We start from the raw sequence: 18,314 nt of genomic DNA, 5'->3' as shown, positions 1-18,314 counted from the left end.
TCTATGAAACTCATACCGAATGTGAAGTCGAAAATGCGGGCGTACAGCATCTGCACGCTCATCCTGATCGGGGTGGTCTTCTATGGCCCCGAGCAATACTTCGCGCTGACCGGCGACGTGATAGATCCATATCACGTAGGGTACGCGATGCTCTTCCTGATCGTGTTCGGCATCATCGGCTGGTTTATCGACCAGACCCTGCCCAGCATCCTCCGCACCATGAAGCTGGCGGGTATCAGCGCTGTCATCACGGCCGTCCTGCTTTGGCTTGTTTCCGCGCCAGTCTTCGCTATGGGGGAGGCTCCGAAATCGGATGACGGTCCGAATTCCGGGCTGCCGACATGGGAACAAACGGCAGTCTATGCGCTCCCGCTCACCAAGCAGTGGGAGGGTACGGGCCCCACCTTCAAGTGCTCACAGAGCAAGCGCGGAATTTGCGTGAGGGCTTACCTTGATACCGTCGCCGAGCCAGATTTGCCGACCATCTGCTACGGCGAAACCAGCCACACGGGGACCAGGGTTTCGATGGGCGACGTTCGGACTATCGAGCAATGCGAGGCTGGGTTGTACCGGATCATGCGCGACCTTTACTGGAAGAAGTATCGAACCGGCGTCACAATCAGTCACATGCCGCCGCAGGTCGATGCGGTCTTCACAGATCTGGCGTGGAACGTCGGGCCCTATGCGGTTCTGCGGTCGTCAGCGCTGAAGAGCGCAAACCGGGGGGACTTCGCCGACGCATGCTATCGGCACACTTTTTACAATAAGTCGGGTGGCGTGTTTGTGCGTGGCCTGTCGCGCCGCCGGTCAGCTGGCTACAAGGTCTGCATGTCAGGAGTAGACGCGTGAGCGCGCTCGGCTCAAAGCTACGGAAGCTGGAGGGTGGGCGGGTCGCGTTCATGTGCCCAGGCTGCCAACAGGCACATCACGTAACGGTCGACGGCTCGCGTGGGTGGACTTTCAACGGGGATGGTGACCGGCCCACGTTCTCGCCTTCTGTGCTGGTGTCGGGCACCGTCCCAATCACTGACGAAGAGCACGCTAGGCTCATGGCTGGTGAAAAGATCGAGCCGGTTTCGTTGATTTGCCATTCGTTCGTCACTGATGGCCGCATTCGGTTTCTCAACGACTGCACGCATGATCTCGCAGGCAAGACGATGGATTTGCCGGATTGGCCGGGGAGGGCGGCATGATCACCCGCTACGCGCTCATCGCTGCCCTTTTGGCCTGCCTGGGCCTCGGTGGGGCGCTCTGGTGGCAGTCGAGCCGTGTAGACGGCCTGAAGGCCGACAAGGCGCGTCTGGAGCGCTCGGTGCAGAGCCTGGAGGCCGCGCGCGCCCAGGCCCGCACAGCGGCGCGGGTGGCACGAGCTGAGGCGGACAGGCAAGCCAAGCTGGCCGCCGAATACGAACAGGTCAAAGACGCTTTCCGAGAAGGAGATTTCGATGCACCGCTTCCTGATGATTTCCGCGATCTGCTTGACCGCATCCTGCGGTCCGGAGACTGAGATCGAGTACATCACGCCCGATGTGCCGGCCGAGTTGCGCACGCCGGTGCCGGTGCCGAAACGGAAAGCAGAGACGCTGGCCGATGTAGGTGTGATCCTGACCGATCACGTCGAGGCGCTTGGCAAGGCGAACGGCAAGATCGTGGCAACGGACTGTATTTTGACCGAGGCCGAGACGGGCAAAGTTAAGGAGGGCTGCGAGGAATGACCTTCTGGGACTTTATCGCAGTGGCGTTCCTGGTGGCTGCCGGCTTGTCCCTTCGCCCGGCCGGGCCAATTGCAACCATCCTCCTGGGCGCCATGGGCGCGATCGTGGCGTGGCTGGGGTAGGCGTTCACAGCCTCACGATTCGTTCACGGTATGTCACTGTGATAGGTCGGCAGCCATCTCGTTGAAATCTCGGTAACTCGGCACGATTCAAAATCCCCTGATTTGGTCAACCTTTCAGCTGGTAATTTGCGATCTCTAAAGTGCTCTGTGCCTCAACCAGGAAGTTGTCCACGACCACGTGTGCTTATGATCTTGGATTTGTGTTGTATTGGACATCAATTTATTACAACTCCGAGATATGAAGCGTTTGTCCCAAGTCGAAAAGTTTCGCCAGGCAAGGATTGGCCGGCGCCGATGGCATAGGTCGCTATCACGAGCAAATAAGTTTCGTGTTCGACTTCAGATCCGGGAAGTCCGAATTGCGGCGCCAGTGATTTTCAGTTTCACCAAGAACTACATTGAGTCCGTTACCTTTCTGCGCGACTTGAAGGTTGCGGCATTGAAGAAAGCGCCTCCGAATATCAGACACAGTGTATTCATTGATTTGTCTGAGGTTAAAGATGTCTCGCCGGCGGCGGCTTTGGTTTTGGCTGCTGAGGTCGATCGGTGGCGGCAGGTTAAACGGACCCGATTGGCCCCAAGAAATGTTTCCGATTGGGACCCATTCGTTCTCCAAACGCTTCATTCAATGGGTTTCTTCCGCCTATTGGGTGTTGAAAGCGGTGTTGCAAAGAGCAACACGCCTCAGGCGGTCGAGGTTACGATGTTGCCGATTGTCTCCAGCACGAGGCTAGAAGGAGGACTGCTTCAGCCCATGATGGACTTGTTGGCGAGGGCTGCGAACATTTTGGGGCAAGATCCTTTAATTTACCCGGCGTTAACCGAGGCCGCCTACAACGCAACGCTACACGCCTATCCAGACGATCAGCCGACGGAATTCCCCATCCCGGCAAAGTGCTGGTGGGCGACGGCATGTTGGAACATTGAAGGAGGCGTCGTGAAGTTCATTGTCTATGATCAGGGTGTAGGAATTCCTGCGACCCTGCCTCGCTCCAAGCATTGGGAGCAGGTCAGGGCTTTGTTTCCGCAGGGATTGAGAGTTGCAACCGCAGATGCTTCCAGACTCATCGCAGCAGCAATTCAATTTGATCGTACTTCATTGGAGGGTGGGCACGGCAAGGGCCTTCAGGATGTCGTCACACCCGTAGATAAAACCGTTGGCGCTAAAGTTCGGCTATTGAGCGGAACCGGAAAAGTCACATATCATAATGGAGGTGGCGTGAAATTGGAAGACGAAACCCTACATATAGGTGGAACGTTGGTGGAGTGGACAATTCCTGTGGATTCATACCTTCCGGAGTAGAATCATGACTAGAACCATCAATATAGCGGAAGACTTCACCCGTTACCCGGGTGGGCGTTACCCTCGTGACGGCGAAGGTAACGGTACTGACTTCCGAGATCGTTTCTTGGTTCCAATACTTAAGGATCATGACAAAGCCGTTATAATTCTTGACGGTGCTGCAGGCTATCCTTCTTCGTTTCTTGATGAGGCTTTTGCGGGCCTTGTCAGAAATGAAGGTTTTTCCGCCGACGTTGTACTGGCCTCGTTCGAGCTGGTTGCAAAAGAACCTGGTTTCAATCGTGTGATTGAGATGATTAGCCGTTACGTGCGTGAAGCAGGCGAGAAGAAGGTCGGTGCCGTAGAGGCTGGTTAGTGGATGGGATCACTCAAATTTTGCTCTCAGCGCTGGTAGGTGCAGGTTCGGCCTTGGCGGTCGAGGGTCTTAAAGGTGTGGTTTCGAGGTATTTTCAAAAGCTGGACGAGACGAAAGCTCAGCGTGAGCACGATTACTTGACCCTTCGGAACGTCATCTTTGAGACAAGGGATTTAGCAACTGAATACTGGGAAAATCCCGGAGCCGCGCCCGGGCAGAAAACTAGGCAGGCGTCCATCATTGGTCGCCTAACATTCATTCTCAAAATTCAGAGCGATTTATTTGATGCCAATCGGGCACTGTCTCGTAAGGTTGGTGAGCAAATGGATCAATTTTACGACGCTTGCTCGGGCGGCGAATTTGGTAGCTCGGATCGGCCGGAGCAGTCCGAAAGATGTACTGACGTTGAGGTTGCCGCTTACTCTCTGGTTCATCGATGCCAAAGTGCATTGAGACAGCTTTAAAGGGCTGCTTTTCCGGCACTCACAGCGTCCCAGAGCCGAAGTCTGCGATGGTTCTTGTCCAGCACAGCACTATGCTACCATTACTTTCAACTTGATTGATATTAGGTGACGGCAAGATTGTCACTGCCTGTCTTTTTGACAGCCCAAGTTCCGAGGATTTGTTTCGTATGGAGTTTGCCAAAACTCTCTGTTTAAGCTCGGATTAGTTGTCAATTTTGATCTAAGACATTGATTTCTATGGTGCCGGATTTTGCCAAGAAATAGCTGCAAAGCCTTGAATCAACTGTTTTCTGGCTAGATCTTTCAGGATTCGAAGTGTGGGGGGGCTACGCTTGGATTCTGATGGAACTCCTTCTAATGCTATTGGACCCTAATTGTAGGTCCACACCGTTTGTAAGCTATTGAAATCATATGGACCCTTTTATTGGTTTCGGGTCCACACGAGCATTGAAAGCGTTGAAGTTTTCGGGATTTTGGTAGGCCCGGAGGGACTCGAACCCCCAACCAAAGCGTTATGAGCGCTCTGCTCTAACCAATTGAGCTACAGGCCCGACCTTGCGTTTCGGGATAGGCGGGGGCAGGGCGGGCGTCAAGGGCTCTGGCAACCCCTCGCGGGCATTCGCGATTGCACGGACGCCCGCGATGGATTAACCGAAGCCCCGACATGCCAAGCGGAGACCGCCCATGACCGACGCCAAGAACGGGATCACCTATGCCGATGCCGGCGTGGATATCGATGCGGGCAACGCGCTCGTCGACCGGATCAAGCCTGCCGCCAAGCGTACCAACCGCGCGGGCGTCATGGCGGGCCTGGGCGGTTTCGGTGCGCTTTTCGATCTCAAGGGCGCGGGCTATACCGACCCCATTCTGGTGGCCGCCACCGACGGCGTGGGCACAAAGCTGCGCATCGCGATCGACACCGGCAACGTCGACGGCGTCGGCATCGACCTTGTCGCCATGTGCGTCAACGACCTTGTCTGCCAGGGAGCCGAGCCGCTCTTCTTTCTGGACTATTTTGCCACCGGCAAGCTCGACACGGATACAGCGGCCCGCATCATCGAAGGCATCGCCGAAGGCTGCGTGCGTTCCGGTACCGCGCTCATCGGCGGCGAGACGGCGGAAATGCCCGGCATGTACCCCGAAGGCGACTTCGACCTCGCCGGCTTTGCCGTGGGCGCGATGGAGCGCGGCAGCGACCTGCCGGCGGGCGTCACGTCCGGCGACGTGCTTCTGGGGCTTGCCTCGAACGGCGTGCATTCCAACGGCTATTCCCTCGTGCGCAAGCTGGTCGAGATGTCCGGCCTCGGCTGGAACGCCGAGTGCCCATGGGCGGATGGCAGCCTTGGCGCGGCCCTGCTGACGCCCACGCGCCTTTACGTGACGCAGGCGCTCGAGGCGGTCCGCGCGGGCGGCGTCCACGCGCTCGCCCACATCACCGGCGGCGGCCTGACCGAGAACATCCCCCGCGTCCTTCCGGACGATCTTGGCGTCGATATCGACCTCGACAGCTTCGATCTGCCGCTCGTCTTCCAGTGGCTGATGGCGCAGGGTGGCATGGCGCAATCGGAAATGCTCAAGACCTTCAACTGCGGCGTGGGCATGGTGCTGGCGGTCGAGGCCGACCGCGCCGAGGCGCTCGCGAAGCTTCTGACAGGCACCGGAGAGACCGTGATCCGCCTGGGCCACGTGACCGAGGGGCAGGGCGTCCGCTACACCGGCACCCTCGCGTGACCAAGCGTGTCGCCATCCTGTTCTCGGGCAGCGGCTCCAACATGGTGGCGCTGATTGACAGCATGACCGGCGACCACCCGGCGCGCCCCGTGGTGGCGCTTTGCAACACGCCCGATGCCCCCGGCTTTGCCAAGGCCGAGGCGCGCGGCGTGCCGACCGAACTGGTGGATCATCGCGATTTCAGGGGCGACCGTCCCGCCTTCGAAGGCGTCATGACCCGGACCTTGGAGCGCTACGCGCCCGACATCATCTGTTTCGCGGGCTTCATGCGCATCCTGACCGACGATTTCATCTTGCGCTGGCAGGGCCGGATGATCAATATCCACCCGTCGCTCCTGCCCAGCTATCGCGGCCTCGACACCCACGCCCGCGCCATCGCGGCGGGCGAGGCCGAGGCGGGCTGCACTGTGCACGAAGTGACGCTGGAACTGGATGACGGCCCGATCCTGGGCCAGGCCCGCGTGCCGGTGCATCCCGGCGACACGCCCCAGGCGCTGGCCGCCCGGGTGCTGGAGCAGGAACACCGGCTTTACCCGGCGGTCCTGCGCCGCTTCGCCGCCGGCGACCGCACGCCCGTCCACCTGCCCTGAGCGGGTGAGGGCGGACGGCACACCGCGCGGTTCCGCATCAGCGCGGCGCAGACGCCGCAACGTTGCCGTGCCAGTCGGCCGAGACATCGGCCGGCGGGGCGCTCACCGCGACACCGCCAAGCGCCAGCAGCAGCATGGCGCTCAGCGTCATCGCCACGTCGCGCGATTTCATCCGCGGGGCAGGGCGGCTGGGGATATGGTCGAGGGTCGTCATGGCATCTCTCCGTCATCGGTACTGCACGTTACATAGATGCGGCCTTGGTATTTTTGAAACGAATGAATGTTGTATCGGGTATAAAGAAACGTGATGTATCCGGTGCCGCCATGCCGCAGCCCCGCGGTCGCGTGTCACTTGCGCTTTGCTTTCCGCCGCGCCTCGGTATAGGCGGTTGGACTACCACGTTTTATCCGCCGGAGCAGGAATGCAGACCATCACCACCACCGAAGACCTCGCCGCTTTTTGCGCCCGCGCGGCAGAGGCCGAGTATGTCACCGTCGATACCGAGTTCCTGCGCGAGCGCACCTATTATTCCAAGCTCTGCCTGATCCAGCTGGCCCTGCCGTCCCGGGGCGAGGACGACGCCGTGCTGGTCGACCCGATCGACGGCCAGGACATGTCGCTCGAACCGCTCTACGACCTCTTCCGCGATCCTTCCGTGGTCAAGGTGTTCCACGCTGCGCGGCAGGACCTCGAGATCTTCTATGTCGATGCCGGGCTGATTCCCGACCCGCTCTTCGACACGCAGGTCGCGGCGATGGTCTGCGGCTTCGGCGAACAGGTGGGCTACGAGACCCTGGTGCGCAAGATCGCCAAGCAGTCGCTCGACAAGACCTCGCGCTTCACCGACTGGTCGCGCCGCCCGCTGACCGACGCGCAGAAGACCTACGCGGTGGCGGACGTGACCCACCTGCGGGACATCTACGAATTCCTCGCCGCCAAGCTGGCGAAATCGGGCCGCGACAAGTGGGTGGCCGAGGAGATGCAGGTGCTCACCAACCCCGAGACCTATGTCACCCGCCCCGATGAGGCCTGGCAGCGCGTCAAGACCCGCAACTCGTCGGGTCGTTTCCTGGCCATCGTGCGCGAACTGGCCCGCTTCCGCGAGGACTATGCCCAGAGCCGCAATATCCCCCGCAACCGGGTCTTCAAGGACGACGCCCTGGTGGAGCTGGCCTCGACCAAGCCGAAATCCGCGAACGACCTCTCGCGCTCGCGGCTCTTGCTGCGCGAGGCGCGGCGCGGCGACATCGCCGACGGCATCATCGCGGCGGTCAAGGCGGGGCTCGACTGTCCGAACGACGATTTGCCCAAGGCCGACCGCAGCCGCGAACGGCTTCAGATCAACCCGGCGCTTGCCGATCTTCTGCGCGTTTTGCTGAAAGCGAAATCCGAGGAGTATTCAGTCGCCTCCAAGCTCATCGCCTCGGCGGCCGACCTCGATGCCATCTCGGCGGGCGAACGCGACGTGCCGGCTTTGGGCGGCTGGCGGCGCGATGTGTTCGGGGATGATGCGATGCGGCTCTGCGACGGCAAGGTCGCACTGGCCGCCCGCCGCGGATCGGTTGTGGCGATCGACCTATGATGCGTCAGCGGCGCGAACTGAGGGCGTTCAGCTCGCCGCGCACGCGGATCTCGTTGATCTCTTCCAGGTCGTTGTTGCTCAGGAACGCGCCCACCCGCACCTCGCGGGTGCTTTGCGTGCCCACCGGCATCTCGATCGGCTGATAGGCGTTCAGCGTGTATTCCATGACGCCATTGATCGGACCGTCCTCGCTGATCGGCAACAGGCGCACGTCGAACGCGCCCTCGCGCTGGGGCAGGCCGGTCACGCGCACGATGGCGCCCGTGGGCAGCGGCTCGACCACCATGCTGGTCACCTGATCGACAAGGCTGCCATTATAGATCTCGACCTTGGCACGGCGGCGGAAGATGCCCGAGCGTTGCGCGACCGAGGCGTTCCTGCGCACGATCATCTCGGCATTTTCATCCTCGATCAGAGGGTTGCCGGTCTGCCGATCGCTGGGCGAACGGCGCTCGCCGGTATTGGTGGTGTTCACGATCGGGGTGGACCGGCTGTTGCCGAACCAGTTGCGCGGGTTGGCGCCGGAATCGCGCCAGCCGCTGCACGCCGTCAGCGTCATGCTTGAGATCACCATCACCGAAAGCAGAACCCGCATTTCGACCGCCCCTTCCTCGTTTCTTTTCGACTACCCCATCCGGGCGGGCTTGAAAAGGGACTTGGCGCACTGGACCTGAAGGTGTTGCACGCCTAACTGTGGTCAGAAGAAGCAGAAGGAGACCAGCCGCATGGCGCAGCCGGCATTCGAAGAGATCGTCGAGGATTTCGAGTTCCTGGAGGACTGGGAGGATCGCTACCGCTACGTGATCGACCGGGGCCGCGCGATGGAGCCGCTGGATGACGCCCTGAAAGTCCCGGCGACCAAGGTCGACGGCTGCGCCAGCCAAGTGTGGCTGCATCCGAAGGTCGAGGCGGGCAGGTTCCGCTTCGACGGCGATTCGGATGCGATGATCGTGCGCGGCCTGATCGCGGTGTTGCGCACGCTCTACAATGACACGCCCGTGGGCCAGGTGGGGCAGGTGGACGCCCCCGGCGAACTGGCCCGGCTGGGGCTGAACGATCACTTGTCTGCGCAACGCTCCAACGGGCTGCGGGCGATGATCGAGCGGATCCGCGCCGTGGCCTCCGAGGCGGCGTGATCCTAAAGCGTCCCGCCTTTAACCTGACACATCAGATAAAGGCGGGGTGCGCGCCTCGACCGAGCCTTGCACTGCGCTTCGCCAAAAGCTGTGAGTCAGGTTTTTGGCGAAACGCTTTAGAGGAGTGGCTGCGCCACGCTCTGTTTTTCCGTGAAGAGGGGCGCTGCCCCTCCGGTCGAAACGATGTTTCGACCTCCTCCCCGGGATATTTCCGGCCAGAGGAAGACAGCCGCTCAGGCGCGAGCTGACAGCGTGGTTTCGAGGTCGCCGTAGCCGGTAAACCGGTATTCGAACTCCAGCCCGAGCCGGTCGGCGCAGTCTTCTGCCTTGGCTTTCAGCGCCGGGTCCTCGACCTGCGCCTGGTAGACCAGCGTGGTGTAGTTGCCGAAGATCATGTCGCGCAATTCGGGGTGGCGGTCGAGACCCATGGGTTTCCACACGAAGGCGTCGAACTGCTTGACCAGGAAATCGGTCAGGTAGAAGGCGGTGATCTCGTCGCGCGCGGCGAAGGTCTCGTTGCCCTCGAAGAAGGAATAGCAATGCGGGCCTTCGACCATCTCGACGCCCAGCTCCCGGCATTTTGCCTGCAGCAAACCGCCGGTGCCGCAATCGGCATAGACCACGAAGATGTCGTCATAGGCGTCGCGATGCTCGGCCACCGTTTCCTCGACCGCCGTGACGATCCTTTCGGGATAAAGATGGTATTTCGCGGGCAGGCATTGCAGCACCATGTGATCCCACCCATTGGCGCGCTTCAGCGCCAGGATCTCGCGCGCCAGTGCGCCGCAGGCGATCAGCAGGATGCTGCCCTTCGCCCGCTCGGCAAAGCCGTCCTCGGTCAGGGTGCTGTCGCTCGGCAGCATCTCAGCGCCCGCCGCCACGCAGGCCGAGGAACCGCACCAGCAGGTAGACCCCCAGCACCAGCGGCACCGCGACCATCCAGTTCTCCGACAGCGCCTCCGGCCCCCAGGCCGAGGTCAGCAGGAAAATCGTGCCGCCCGCAGCGGCGATCACGACAAGCAACAGCAGCACCAGTTTGTTGAGCGGCATCGCGAGGGTCCTTTCCGCAACAGACATAAGCGCAGTCGTCCGACGAAAAAAGCCCCGCCGGGTCGGGCAGGGCCTTGTCGTTCACCCGAGGGCAGGGGCTCAGCCCGTGGCGCCTTGGTTGTGCTTGCGGCCCACCAGGTCCTTGGCGGTCTCCACCGCCACGGCGGCGTCGCGGCAATAGGCGTCGGCGCCGATGGCCTTGCCGAATTCCTCGTTCAGCGGTGCGCCGCCCACCAGCACGATGTAATCGTCGCGCAGGCCCTGTTCCACCATCGTGTCGATCACGACCTTCATGTAGGGCATCGTGGTGGTCAGCAGGGCCGACATGCCCAGGATGTCGGGTTTTTCGGTTTCCAGCGCCTCGAGATAGTTCTCGACCGGATTGTTGATCCCGAGGTCGACCACCTCGAACCCGGCACCTTCCATCATCATCGACACCAGGTTTTTGCCGATGTCGTGGATGTCGCCCTTGACGGTACCGATCACCATCTTGCCGACGCGCGGGGCGCCGGTTTCGGCCAGCAGAGGCTTGAGGATGGCCATGCCGCCCTTCATCGCGTTGGCCGCGAGCAGAACCTCGGGCACGAACAGGATACCGTCGCGGAAATCCTTGCCGACGATGGTCATGCCGCCCACCAGCGCCTCGGTCAGCACCTGGTAGGGTTGCCAGCCACGCTCAAGCAGGATGTTGACGCCTTCCTCGATCTCTTCCTTCAGACCGTCATAGAGGTCGTCGAACATCTGCTGGACAAGTTCCTCGTCGTCCAGTTCGCTGAGGATGATGTCGTCTTCTTCGTCGGACATGTGCTTTATCCCTTGGTGTGGCGCGTGGCCCGGTGTCTAGCCTCCGCGATTACGTCCATTTTGTCGCACACGACTTTCCAATTCCGACATGCGCGGTTCTTGCACCGACAGATAGCGCAGATTCCGCGCGGCCTTCAGTGAAAAACTTCCATACTGACTATGAGCTTGTTGCATATGTTCTCTTAATGTTCCTATAATCGGGCCATGTCCGATACCTCCGATACCGTCGATCCGCGGTTGCGCCGTCCGGGCCGGGGCGCGGTCAGCAACGCCGTGGGCCGGTACGAGCGGCAGGCACGCAGTTTCGAGGATGACGGCTGGAATGCCGCCCCCGAAGAGGCGGCGCTGCGCACCCGCGTCAGCATCGAGCGGCCGCGCAGCATCATCACCTACAACCGCTCGCCCGATCTGCCGTTCGACCGCTCGATCAACCCTTACCGGGGCTGCGAGCATGGCTGCATCTATTGCTTCGCCCGGCCCAGCCACGCCTGGCTCGGCCTGTCGGCAGGGCTCGATTTCGAGACCCGGCTGGTCGCGCGCCCCGACGCGCCCCAGGTGCTGGCCGCCGAGCTGCGCAAGCCCGGCTACCGCGTGGCGCCCATCGCCATCGGCACCAACACCGATCCGTATCAGCCCATCGAAAAGGCCCATGGCATCATGCGCGCCTGCCTCCAGGTGCTGTCGGATTTCAACCATCCCGTCGCCATCGTCACCAAGGGCAGCCTCGTGGAGCGTGACATCGACATCCTGTCCGACATGGCCGCGCGCGGGCTGGCGCGGGTGGGCATCTCCGTCACCACGCTCGACGCTGCGTTGTCTCGCGCGATGGAGCCGCGCGCACCTGCCCCGGCGCGACGGCTGAAGGTGGTCGAACGCCTGGCGAACGCGGGCGTGCCCGTGCGCGCCATGGTCTCACCGGTGATCCCGGGGCTGACCTGTCACGAGATGGAGCCAATCCTGCAGGCCGTTGCCAAGGCAGGGGCCGGCGCCGCCAGCTGGATCATGCTGCGCCTGCCGCTGGAGGTCTCGCCGCTCTTTCGCGAGTGGCTGGCCGAGACTTGTCCCGACCGGGCCGCCCGCGTGATGGGTCACGTGCGCGACATGCATGGCGGCAAGGATTACGCCTCGGACTGGGGCCGCCGGATGCGCGGCTCAGGGCCCTATGCCGAGATGGTGGCGCAGCGGTTTCGGGTCGCGGCACGACGGCTGGGGCTCGACGCGACACAGCCGCCTTTGCGGTGCGACCTCTTCGCGCCGCCGGCGCGGGCCGGGGACCAGATGGAACTGTTCTGAGGTGGACTATCACATTGGCGTCTGCGCGTGGGTTTTCACCCACCCTACGGGTCCGCGCGACACCGCGTCGGGACCTGTTCAGCTGCCGTAGGGTGGGGTTCCACCCCACCGCTTCGCCCTCACTCCGCGCAAACCCGACCCGGAACCTCGATGCCGCCGTAGGGTGGGTGAAAACCCACGCGCACCCACCGCGCCTTACAACTTCCGCACCTTCAACTTGGTCAGCCGGTTGTCCTCCTTCTCCACCACCTCGAAACGGAAGCCGTGGAAATTGAACACCTGTCCCACCTCGGGGATGATCTGCGCCTCGTAGATCACCAGGCCCGCCACGGTGTTGGCCTGATCGTCCGGCAAGGTCCAGTCCGTTGCCCGGTTCAGGTCGCGGATCGTCGTGCCGCCGTCCACCAGGAACTGGCCGTCGTCGCTGCGCCCCACCGGTTGGTCGCCATCGGGGTCGAACTCGTCGGTGATCTCGCCCACGATCTCTTCCAGGATATCCTCCAGCGTGATCAGCCCCTGAAGGTCGCCATACTCGTCCACCACCAGCGCGAAATGGCTGCGCATCCGCAGGAACTGGCGCATCTGGTCGTCCAGCGTGGTGGTCTCGGGCACGAAATAGGGCTCCATCGCCACGTCGCAGATGTCGAACGTCGCCAGCGCCCCGCGCGCGCCCTCGGCCTTCAGCGCCAGCGTGTGCATGGCGCGCAGCAGGTCCTTGGCATGGACGATCCCGATGATGTTGTCGGGATCGTCACGATAGATCGGCAGCCGCGTGTGGTTGGATTTCAGGCACTGGTCCAGGATCGCCTCGGGTTCCAGCGCCGCGTCGATCATCTCGATCTGGCTGCGGTGCAACATGATCTCCTCGACCGCCCGGTCGCCCAGGTCCAGCGCGCCAAGGATCCGGTCGCGGTCCTCTTTCTCGACCACGCCCTCGGAATGCCCGAGGTACAGCGCTCCCGCGATTTCCTCGCGCACCGCCAGGATCTGGCTGTCGGGGTCGGTCTTCACCCCGAACACCCGCAGCACGCCGCGCACCAGCAGGCGGACCGCCGACACCACCGGCGAAAAGATCACGATCACCCAGCGGATCACCGGGGCCGCGTGCGAGGCCGCCGCCTCGGCATTGGTGATCGCATAGGTCTTGGGCAGAACCTCGGCAAAGATCAGCACCAGGAACGTCATCACCAGCGTCGCCAGCGCCACGCCGCTCTCGCCGAAGGCGCGGGTGAAGAGGGCGGTCGCCAGCGACGTCGCCAGGATGTTCACCAGGTTGTTGCCCAGAAGGACCGAGCCGATCAGCCGCTCGTTGTCCTCGGTGATCTGTAGCGCCCGTTCGGCGCCTTTCGATCCCTTGTCGGCCCGCGCCCGCAGCTTGCCGCGCGACGCGGCGGTCAGCGCGGTTTCACTCCCCGAAAAGCAGGCGGACAGAACCAGAAGCAGAAGGATCGCACCGGCAGAGATCCAGAAGGCGGTGTCAAAAGTTGGCGAAACGGGGTCCATTGTCCAAAAGTCACGTTATGCGTTGCAGGGGTTATGGGGCGTGCAGGCGGGGCATTCAAGGAAACTGGCGCGGAAACTTGCAGATTTGGGGGCGCAGGACCCGTGAAGGGGGATTCGACGGACCCAGGCCCTGCCGGGCGACGAGACCGGCTGGCGCATCGCACCTGCACGGTCTGCCGGCCGACGCCAGGTGGCAGGGCTTCCGTCCGGTCCCGAGCCCGGGACATCGCGCCTGCAATCGGTCAGTCGCCGTCCGTCGACCTGCCGCCCGCCGCCTTGCGCGCCTCCTGCGCCAGCGGGTGCGCGTCGAACACCAGGTCGCGCAGCCGGTCTTGCAGCACATGGGTATAGATCTCGGTCGTTCCCACATCGGCATGACCCAGGAGCGTCTGGATCGTCCGCAAATCGGCGCCGCCGGCCAGCAGATGCGTCGCGAAGGCATGACGCAGGATGTGCGGCGACACCCGCTCGGGGCTGATCCCCGCCGCCACGGCGAAATCCTTGACCAGCAGGAAAAAGCGGTTGCGCGTGATGTGACCCGCCTTGCCGCTCGACGGAAAAAGAAAGGCCGAGGCTGGCTTGCCCTTCGCCTTCGCCGCCTCTTCCGCCGCATCGCGCACCGTCAGCCAGGCGTCCAGCGCCGCGCGGGCCGGGGGCGACATCGGCACCAGCCGTTCCTTGCCGCCCTTGCCGCGCACCAGCAGCATCTGCGGGTCGCCCCGGCAGGACGCCACCGGCAACGACACCAGTTCGCTCACCCGCATACCCGTGGCATAAAGCAGTTCCATCAGGCAGGCGTTGCGGACCCGGTCGGCCTTGTTCCGCCCGGTCTGCCGCGCGGCCTCCAGCAGGCGGTCCACGTCGCCCAGCTCCAGCGTCTTGGGCAGACGCTTGTCGCGGCCCGGGCCGCGGATCTGGATCGCCGGGTTGTCCTCGCGCAGCCCCTCGTCGAAGGCAAAGCGATAGAATTGCCGGATCGCCGACAGTCGCCGCGCCCGCGTCGACCGCGCCAGTCCCTGCGCGTCGCAATGCACCAGGTAATCCTCGATATCCGCCTGCGCCGCGCGCGCCGCATCCTTGCCGCCACGCGCCAGCCACTCGGTGAAATCCGTCAGGTCCCGGGCATAGGCCTGCAAGGTATTGCGGGCCGCCCCAGCCTCGGCCGCCTGGGCGTCGAGGAAATTCGCCAGCCAGTGCCGCGTGCTCACGTGCCCGCCTTCAGCAGCAGGATCTGCAACGCCGCCTTGCGCGCGGTGTCCTCCAGCCCCACAGCCCGCAGCGTCGACAGGCCCGCCACGATGTCGCTGGCCTGGTTCGGTCCGGCGCCGTCCAGTTGCAGCGCCGCCGTCAGGATCGCCTGTCCTAGCCGCCCGGCCTCCAGCATGTCGGCATGGTCGGGATGGGCTGCATTGGCGGCAAACGCCTCTGCAATCGCGATCTGCGGCGTCTCGCTGGCCAGGTCGGCGTCGGGCGTGCCCTGGGCCAGTCCCACCAGGAAGCGCCCGCGCGCATCGTTCGTGGCAAGTTTCGGCGCCAGCGACTCGTAATCCTGCGACAACAGCGCCACCTCGAAGGCCGCCTCGCGCCCGCGGCCCTGCAGATCCAGCGTCGACAGCGACTGGGCAAAGAGCGTCGCAAACGCCACGCCCAGGCCCTCGCGCTTCATGTCGCGCCACAGGTCGGGCAGGATCTCGCCCACGGCTTGCGCGTCGGTGTCGAGGATCGCCTGTTCCAGGTCCTGCACACCCGCCACGCGTTCCCACACCCCGCCCGACGCCGCCGGACTCTGATCGGTGTAAAGCCCCAGCAGTCGATTGGCGGGCAGGGCGCCGGTGCGGGTCAGCCTCTCTGCGGCTTCGATCTCGGCCTTCAGCCCGGTCAGCCCGCGCATGTCGGCCACGGCGAATTCGCGCGGCAGGTTTCGCGTCGGCAGGGGCGTTCCGGCCGCCTCGTACAGGCGGTAGAGCAGCGGCGTCATGGTCGCGGCCGGCGCCAGCGTGGTGTCCGCGTCGATCGTTTCGGGGTCCAGGAAATGCGCCAGCAGGCGTTCGCTCGGGGAATCCAGCACACCCAGCGCGGTCGCCGTCTCGTAGGTCAGCGCGGCGGTCTGCCAGTCCCCCGTGCGCGCCCCGCAATAGATCCGCGCATCGTATCGGTCCGACAATTCGGGTTCCTGCGTCAGGGCGGAACAGGCTTCGTTCTCGGTGCCGCTCAGCAGCGCCAGGTCGAACCACTGGTCGAACAGATCGGCATCGTAGGGGCCCGCCTGCTGCACCAGCGCCAGCGCCGGCTCGACCGCGCCCATCTTGCGCAGCGCGCCCAGCCGGGCTCGCAGGAACCGCGCCTCCGCGCCTGCGTCGGCGGGCGCCTCTGCCTCGGCCAGCAACAGGGTATAGTAAAGCGCCTGGATCGCCGGCAGCGGATCGGACGGCAGCCGCGAGAACAGCGAGATCAGCGTGTCGGTGCTGCTGCCGGCCCACAGGTTCGGCGGCAGCCCGGTGGTGCTGCCCGGCAAAAGCCCCGCCGCATCGGGCCGCGCGCCGTCCAGCGGCATCACGTCCACGTCCGGCACCACGGCGCCCTCCACATCGCTCTCGGGCGGGGGCTGCAACGGCGCTTCCAGCGGTCTCGCCACGCTGATCGGCGCCGGGTCGTTCAGCCAGTCGATGGCCCCCAGCGGCTCCTGCGCCAGGGCGGGGGCCGCGAAGGCGATGGAAAAGACAACGGTATCAAGAGTCTTCAAGTATGATTTCCTGTCGAATTTCTTCCCGGTCGGGCGAGAAATCCGCCCCGAAAAATGGTCCGAGATAGGCATAGCCCACCAGCGCGAGGAACGCCAGAATGCCAAGGTAGATCAGCCATTTGATCAGTCTGAACATGAAGTGCCTGCCCGTTTATTGCCGTCTTTTACCACTTTATAACTGGCAATTTCATCAAGATCACGTCATTCAGTGCACGAAAAGTTACGATTGGCATAGGAGCGCCGACAGTGGCCGCCGGGGAGCGTTGGCAGTTGAAGAAAACCGTTGTGCTGGTGGGGATGATGGGGGCTGGAAAAACGGCTGTGGGCAAGGCTTTGGCAGCCATTCTTGATGTCCCTTTCCTTGATTCGGACGTCGAGATAGAGGCCGCGGCCAACATGAAGATCTCCGAGATTTTCGCCCGCGACGGCGAGGCGTTCTTCCGCGACCGCGAAACGCAGGTCATCGACCGCCTGCTCGACAGCCAGCGCGGCATCCTGTCCGCCGGCGGCGGCGCGTTCCTGTCCGAGCGCAACCGCGACCTGATCCGGGCCAAGGGCGTGTCGGTCTGGCTCAAGGCCGATCTCCGGCTTCTGTGGAACCGCGTAAAACACAAGGATACCAGGCCCTTGCTGCGCACGGCTGATCCTTACAGGACGTTGAAGGATCTCTACGAGGCGCGGCTGCCGTATTACGAAATGGCCGATCTTGCCGTGCCCGCCCATGCGTCCTACACGATCGACCAGATGGCCACGAAGGTCCGCGACGCGCTGCAGCAACGCCCGGACGTACTGGAGCAGACGACATGACCGAACTCGTTCACGTGGGCCTCGGCGACCGCGCCTACGACATCCATATCGGCCCCGGGCTTCTCGGGCAGGCCGGGGAACTCGTCGCGCCGCTCCTGCGCCGTCCCCGCGTGGTCATTGTGACGGACGAGGCCGTGGGCGCGCTGCACCTCGCCACCCTGCAGGCGGGGTTGCGGGCGGGCGGCATCGACAGCACCGCGCTAGCGCTGCCCCCCGGCGAGGCCACCAAGAGCTGGCCGCAATTCGAGCGCTGCGTCGAATGGCTCCTGTCCGAGAAAGTCGAGCGCAGCGATGTCGTCATCGCGCTCGGCGGCGGTGTCATCGGTGATCTGGTGGGGTTTGCCGCCTCCGTCCTGCGCCGGGGCGTGCGGTTCGTGCAGGTCCCCACCAGCCTTCTGGCGCAGGTCGACAGCTCGGTGGGCGGCAAGACCGGGATCAACGCGCCCCAGGGCAAGAACCTGATCGGCGCGTTCCATCAGCCCAGTTTGGTCCTGGCCGATACGGACGTCCTCGGATCGCTGAAAAACCGTGATTTCCTGGCGGGTTACGGAGAGGTCGTAAAGTACGGCCTGCTCGGGGACGCCGCGTTTTTCGACTGGCTGGAAACTCACGGCCCCGGCGTTGCCGAAGGCGACATGCCGGCGCGCATCGCGGCCGTCAAGCGCTCGGTCGAGATGAAGGCCGAGATCGTCATCGAGGACGAAAAGGAACATGGCCGCAGGGCGCTTCTGAACCTGGGCCACACATTCTGCCACGCGCTCGAGGCTGCCACCGGCTATGGCGACCGGCTGCTGCACGGCGAAGGCGTCGCCATCGGCTGCGCGCTGGCGTTCGAGCTGTCCAGCCGCCTCGGCCTGTGCTCGCAGGAGGATCCCAGCCGCGTCCGCGCACACCTGCGCGACATGAAGATGAAGGTCGATCTGTCTGATATCCAAGGCGGTTTGCCAGATGCGGATGGGCTGATCGACCTCATGGGCCAGGACAAGAAAGTGGTCGACGGTAAGCTGCGCTTCGTCCTCGCCCGTGGCATCGGCGACGCCTTCGTGGCGGAAGACGTGGACATGACCGAGGTCCGCAAGGTTCTCGACGACGCGCTCGCCGCCCGCTGACCGCGC

At 63.5% G+C, this 18,314-nt stretch carries 24 protein-coding genes and 1 tRNA gene; 15 read left to right on the top strand and 10 right to left on the bottom strand.

Annotated features, from left to right (window positions below; genetic code table 11):
* Nucleotides 1-3: 3 nt before the first annotated feature.
* The 8 genes from FIU89_RS10985 (at nt 4) to FIU89_RS10955 (ending at nt 3,959) form a co-directional block, all read left to right on the top strand.
* The gene (locus FIU89_RS10985; RefSeq protein WP_172978090.1) at nt 4-849 is read left to right on the top strand and encodes a glycoside hydrolase family protein; all 846 of its coding nucleotides are present in this window, start codon (nt 4-6) and stop codon (nt 847-849) included.
* Nucleotides 846-1,193 carry a DUF6527 family protein gene (locus tag FIU89_RS10980; RefSeq protein WP_152492628.1) on the top strand — a complete coding sequence of 116 codons (348 nt, stop codon included), beginning with the start codon at nt 846-848 and terminating at the stop codon, nt 1,191-1,193. Before FIU89_RS10985 ends, FIU89_RS10980 begins: the two co-directional genes overlap by 4 nt.
* Nucleotides 1,190-1,507, top strand: a complete 318-nt coding sequence (locus tag FIU89_RS10975; protein WP_152492627.1) for a hypothetical protein — start codon at nt 1,190-1,192, stop codon at nt 1,505-1,507. The genes FIU89_RS10980 and FIU89_RS10975 overlap by 4 nt, the downstream gene beginning before the upstream one ends.
* A complete protein-coding gene (locus FIU89_RS10970) occupies nt 1,479-1,715 on the top strand; it encodes a hypothetical protein (RefSeq protein WP_172978089.1) in 237 nt (78 codons plus the stop codon). Before FIU89_RS10975 ends, FIU89_RS10970 begins: the two co-directional genes overlap by 29 nt.
* Entirely contained in the window at nt 1,712-1,837 is a 126-nt protein-coding gene (locus tag FIU89_RS22820; RefSeq protein ID WP_302848990.1) for a hypothetical protein, read from the top strand. The genes FIU89_RS10970 and FIU89_RS22820 overlap by 4 nt, the downstream gene beginning before the upstream one ends.
* Before the next feature lie 370 nt (nt 1,838-2,207).
* Nucleotides 2,208-3,140, top strand: a complete 933-nt coding sequence (locus tag FIU89_RS10965) for a hypothetical protein (protein WP_152492625.1) — start codon at nt 2,208-2,210, stop codon at nt 3,138-3,140.
* A gap of 4 nt (nt 3,141-3,144) precedes the next feature.
* A complete protein-coding gene (locus tag FIU89_RS10960; protein ID WP_152492624.1) occupies nt 3,145-3,495 on the top strand; it encodes an STAS-like domain-containing protein in 351 nt (116 codons plus the stop codon).
* The gene (locus FIU89_RS10955; RefSeq protein ID WP_152492623.1) at nt 3,495-3,959 is read left to right on the top strand and encodes a hypothetical protein; all 465 of its coding nucleotides are present in this window, start codon (nt 3,495-3,497) and stop codon (nt 3,957-3,959) included. Before FIU89_RS10960 ends, FIU89_RS10955 begins: the two co-directional genes overlap by 1 nt.
* A 474-nt stretch (nt 3,960-4,433) precedes the next feature.
* Here FIU89_RS10955 and FIU89_RS10950 read toward each other — a convergent pair.
* Nucleotides 4,434-4,510 (bottom strand) — tRNA-Ile (locus tag FIU89_RS10950).
* A 133-nt stretch (nt 4,511-4,643) separates the two neighbouring features.
* Here FIU89_RS10950 and purM point away from each other — a divergent pair.
* Nucleotides 4,644-5,690 (top strand): phosphoribosylformylglycinamidine cyclo-ligase, encoded by a 1,047-nt coding sequence (purM, locus tag FIU89_RS10945; RefSeq protein ID WP_152492622.1) that lies wholly within the window; start codon nt 4,644-4,646, stop codon nt 5,688-5,690.
* A gap of 41 nt (nt 5,691-5,731) precedes the next feature.
* On the top strand, nt 5,732-6,280 hold the full coding sequence (gene purN / locus FIU89_RS10940; protein WP_254701873.1) for a phosphoribosylglycinamide formyltransferase: 549 nt from the start codon (nt 5,732-5,734) through the stop codon (nt 6,278-6,280).
* A 37-nt stretch (nt 6,281-6,317) separates the two neighbouring features.
* Here purN and FIU89_RS22290 read toward each other — a convergent pair whose 3' ends face one another.
* Complete coding sequence (locus tag FIU89_RS22290) at nt 6,318-6,494, bottom strand: hypothetical protein (protein ID WP_172978088.1); 177 nt, start codon at nt 6,492-6,494, stop codon at nt 6,318-6,320.
* Between the two features lie 208 nt (nt 6,495-6,702).
* Between FIU89_RS22290 and rnd the strand changes: the two genes are divergently transcribed.
* Nucleotides 6,703-7,863 carry a ribonuclease D gene (gene rnd, locus FIU89_RS10935; RefSeq protein WP_152492620.1) on the top strand — a complete coding sequence of 387 codons (1,161 nt, stop codon included), beginning with the start codon at nt 6,703-6,705 and terminating at the stop codon, nt 7,861-7,863.
* Nucleotides 7,864-7,867: 4 nt separating this feature from the next.
* Here rnd and FIU89_RS10930 read toward each other — a convergent pair whose 3' ends face one another.
* Nucleotides 7,868-8,458: a hypothetical protein gene (locus FIU89_RS10930; protein ID WP_152492619.1), complete on the bottom strand. Its 591-nt coding sequence runs from the start codon at nt 8,456-8,458 to the stop codon at nt 7,868-7,870.
* A gap of 130 nt (nt 8,459-8,588) precedes the next feature.
* Between FIU89_RS10930 and FIU89_RS10925 the strand changes: the two genes are divergently transcribed.
* Nucleotides 8,589-8,999, top strand: coding sequence for a SufE family protein (locus tag FIU89_RS10925; protein WP_152492618.1), 411 nt, complete (start codon nt 8,589-8,591; stop codon nt 8,997-8,999).
* Between the two features lie 233 nt (nt 9,000-9,232).
* Here FIU89_RS10925 and FIU89_RS10920 read toward each other — a convergent pair whose 3' ends face one another.
* The 3 genes from FIU89_RS10920 to FIU89_RS10910 all read right to left on the bottom strand — a co-directional run bounded on the left by FIU89_RS10920 (nt 9,233) and on the right by FIU89_RS10910 (nt 10,853).
* Nucleotides 9,233-9,862, bottom strand: coding sequence for a DUF1638 domain-containing protein (locus FIU89_RS10920; RefSeq protein WP_152492617.1), 630 nt, complete (start codon nt 9,860-9,862; stop codon nt 9,233-9,235).
* A gap of 1 nt (nt 9,863) precedes the next feature.
* Nucleotides 9,864-10,049, bottom strand: coding sequence for a hypothetical protein (locus FIU89_RS10915; RefSeq protein ID WP_152492616.1), 186 nt, complete (start codon nt 10,047-10,049; stop codon nt 9,864-9,866).
* A 99-nt stretch (nt 10,050-10,148) separates the two neighbouring features.
* Complete coding sequence (locus FIU89_RS10910) at nt 10,149-10,853, bottom strand: B12-binding domain-containing protein (protein ID WP_152492615.1); 705 nt, start codon at nt 10,851-10,853, stop codon at nt 10,149-10,151.
* Nucleotides 10,854-11,057: 204 nt separating this feature from the next.
* Between FIU89_RS10910 and FIU89_RS10905 the strand changes: the two genes are divergently transcribed.
* Nucleotides 11,058-12,146: a PA0069 family radical SAM protein gene (locus tag FIU89_RS10905; RefSeq protein ID WP_152492614.1), complete on the top strand. Its 1,089-nt coding sequence runs from the start codon at nt 11,058-11,060 to the stop codon at nt 12,144-12,146.
* Between the two features lie 195 nt (nt 12,147-12,341).
* Here the strand turns inward: FIU89_RS10905 and FIU89_RS10900 are convergent, their stop codons facing one another.
* The 4 genes from FIU89_RS10900 to FIU89_RS22285 form a co-directional block, all read right to left on the bottom strand.
* Nucleotides 12,342-13,649, bottom strand: coding sequence for an HlyC/CorC family transporter (locus tag FIU89_RS10900; protein ID WP_152492613.1), 1,308 nt, complete (start codon nt 13,647-13,649; stop codon nt 12,342-12,344).
* Nucleotides 13,650-13,891: 242 nt separating this feature from the next.
* Entirely contained in the window at nt 13,892-14,857 is a 966-nt protein-coding gene (locus FIU89_RS10895; protein WP_152492612.1) for a site-specific tyrosine recombinase XerD, read from the bottom strand.
* Entirely contained in the window at nt 14,854-16,392 is a 1,539-nt protein-coding gene (locus tag FIU89_RS10890) for a hypothetical protein (RefSeq protein ID WP_152492611.1), read from the bottom strand. The genes FIU89_RS10895 and FIU89_RS10890 overlap by 4 nt, the downstream gene beginning before the upstream one ends.
* Nucleotides 16,379-16,528 (bottom strand): hypothetical protein, encoded by a 150-nt coding sequence (locus FIU89_RS22285; RefSeq protein WP_172978087.1) that lies wholly within the window; start codon nt 16,526-16,528, stop codon nt 16,379-16,381. Before FIU89_RS22285 ends, FIU89_RS10890 begins: the two co-directional genes overlap by 14 nt.
* A 161-nt stretch (nt 16,529-16,689) precedes the next feature.
* On the opposite strand from FIU89_RS22285, the gene FIU89_RS10885 reads away from it, so the two are divergent.
* Both FIU89_RS10885 and aroB read left to right on the top strand, forming a co-directional pair.
* Nucleotides 16,690-17,199 (top strand): shikimate kinase, encoded by a 510-nt coding sequence (locus tag FIU89_RS10885; protein ID WP_254701872.1) that lies wholly within the window; start codon nt 16,690-16,692, stop codon nt 17,197-17,199.
* Complete coding sequence (gene aroB / locus FIU89_RS10880) at nt 17,196-18,308, top strand: 3-dehydroquinate synthase (RefSeq protein ID WP_152492609.1); 1,113 nt, start codon at nt 17,196-17,198, stop codon at nt 18,306-18,308. Before FIU89_RS10885 ends, aroB begins: the two co-directional genes overlap by 4 nt.
* Nucleotides 18,309-18,314 lie beyond the last annotated feature (6 nt).

The organism is Roseovarius sp. THAF27 (genome assembly GCF_009363655.1).
Taxonomy (GTDB): Bacteria; Pseudomonadota; Alphaproteobacteria; order Rhodobacterales; family Rhodobacteraceae; genus Roseovarius.
The sequence above is the reverse complement of the archived record's forward strand: the minus strand, read 5'-3'. Positions and strand labels throughout refer to the sequence as shown.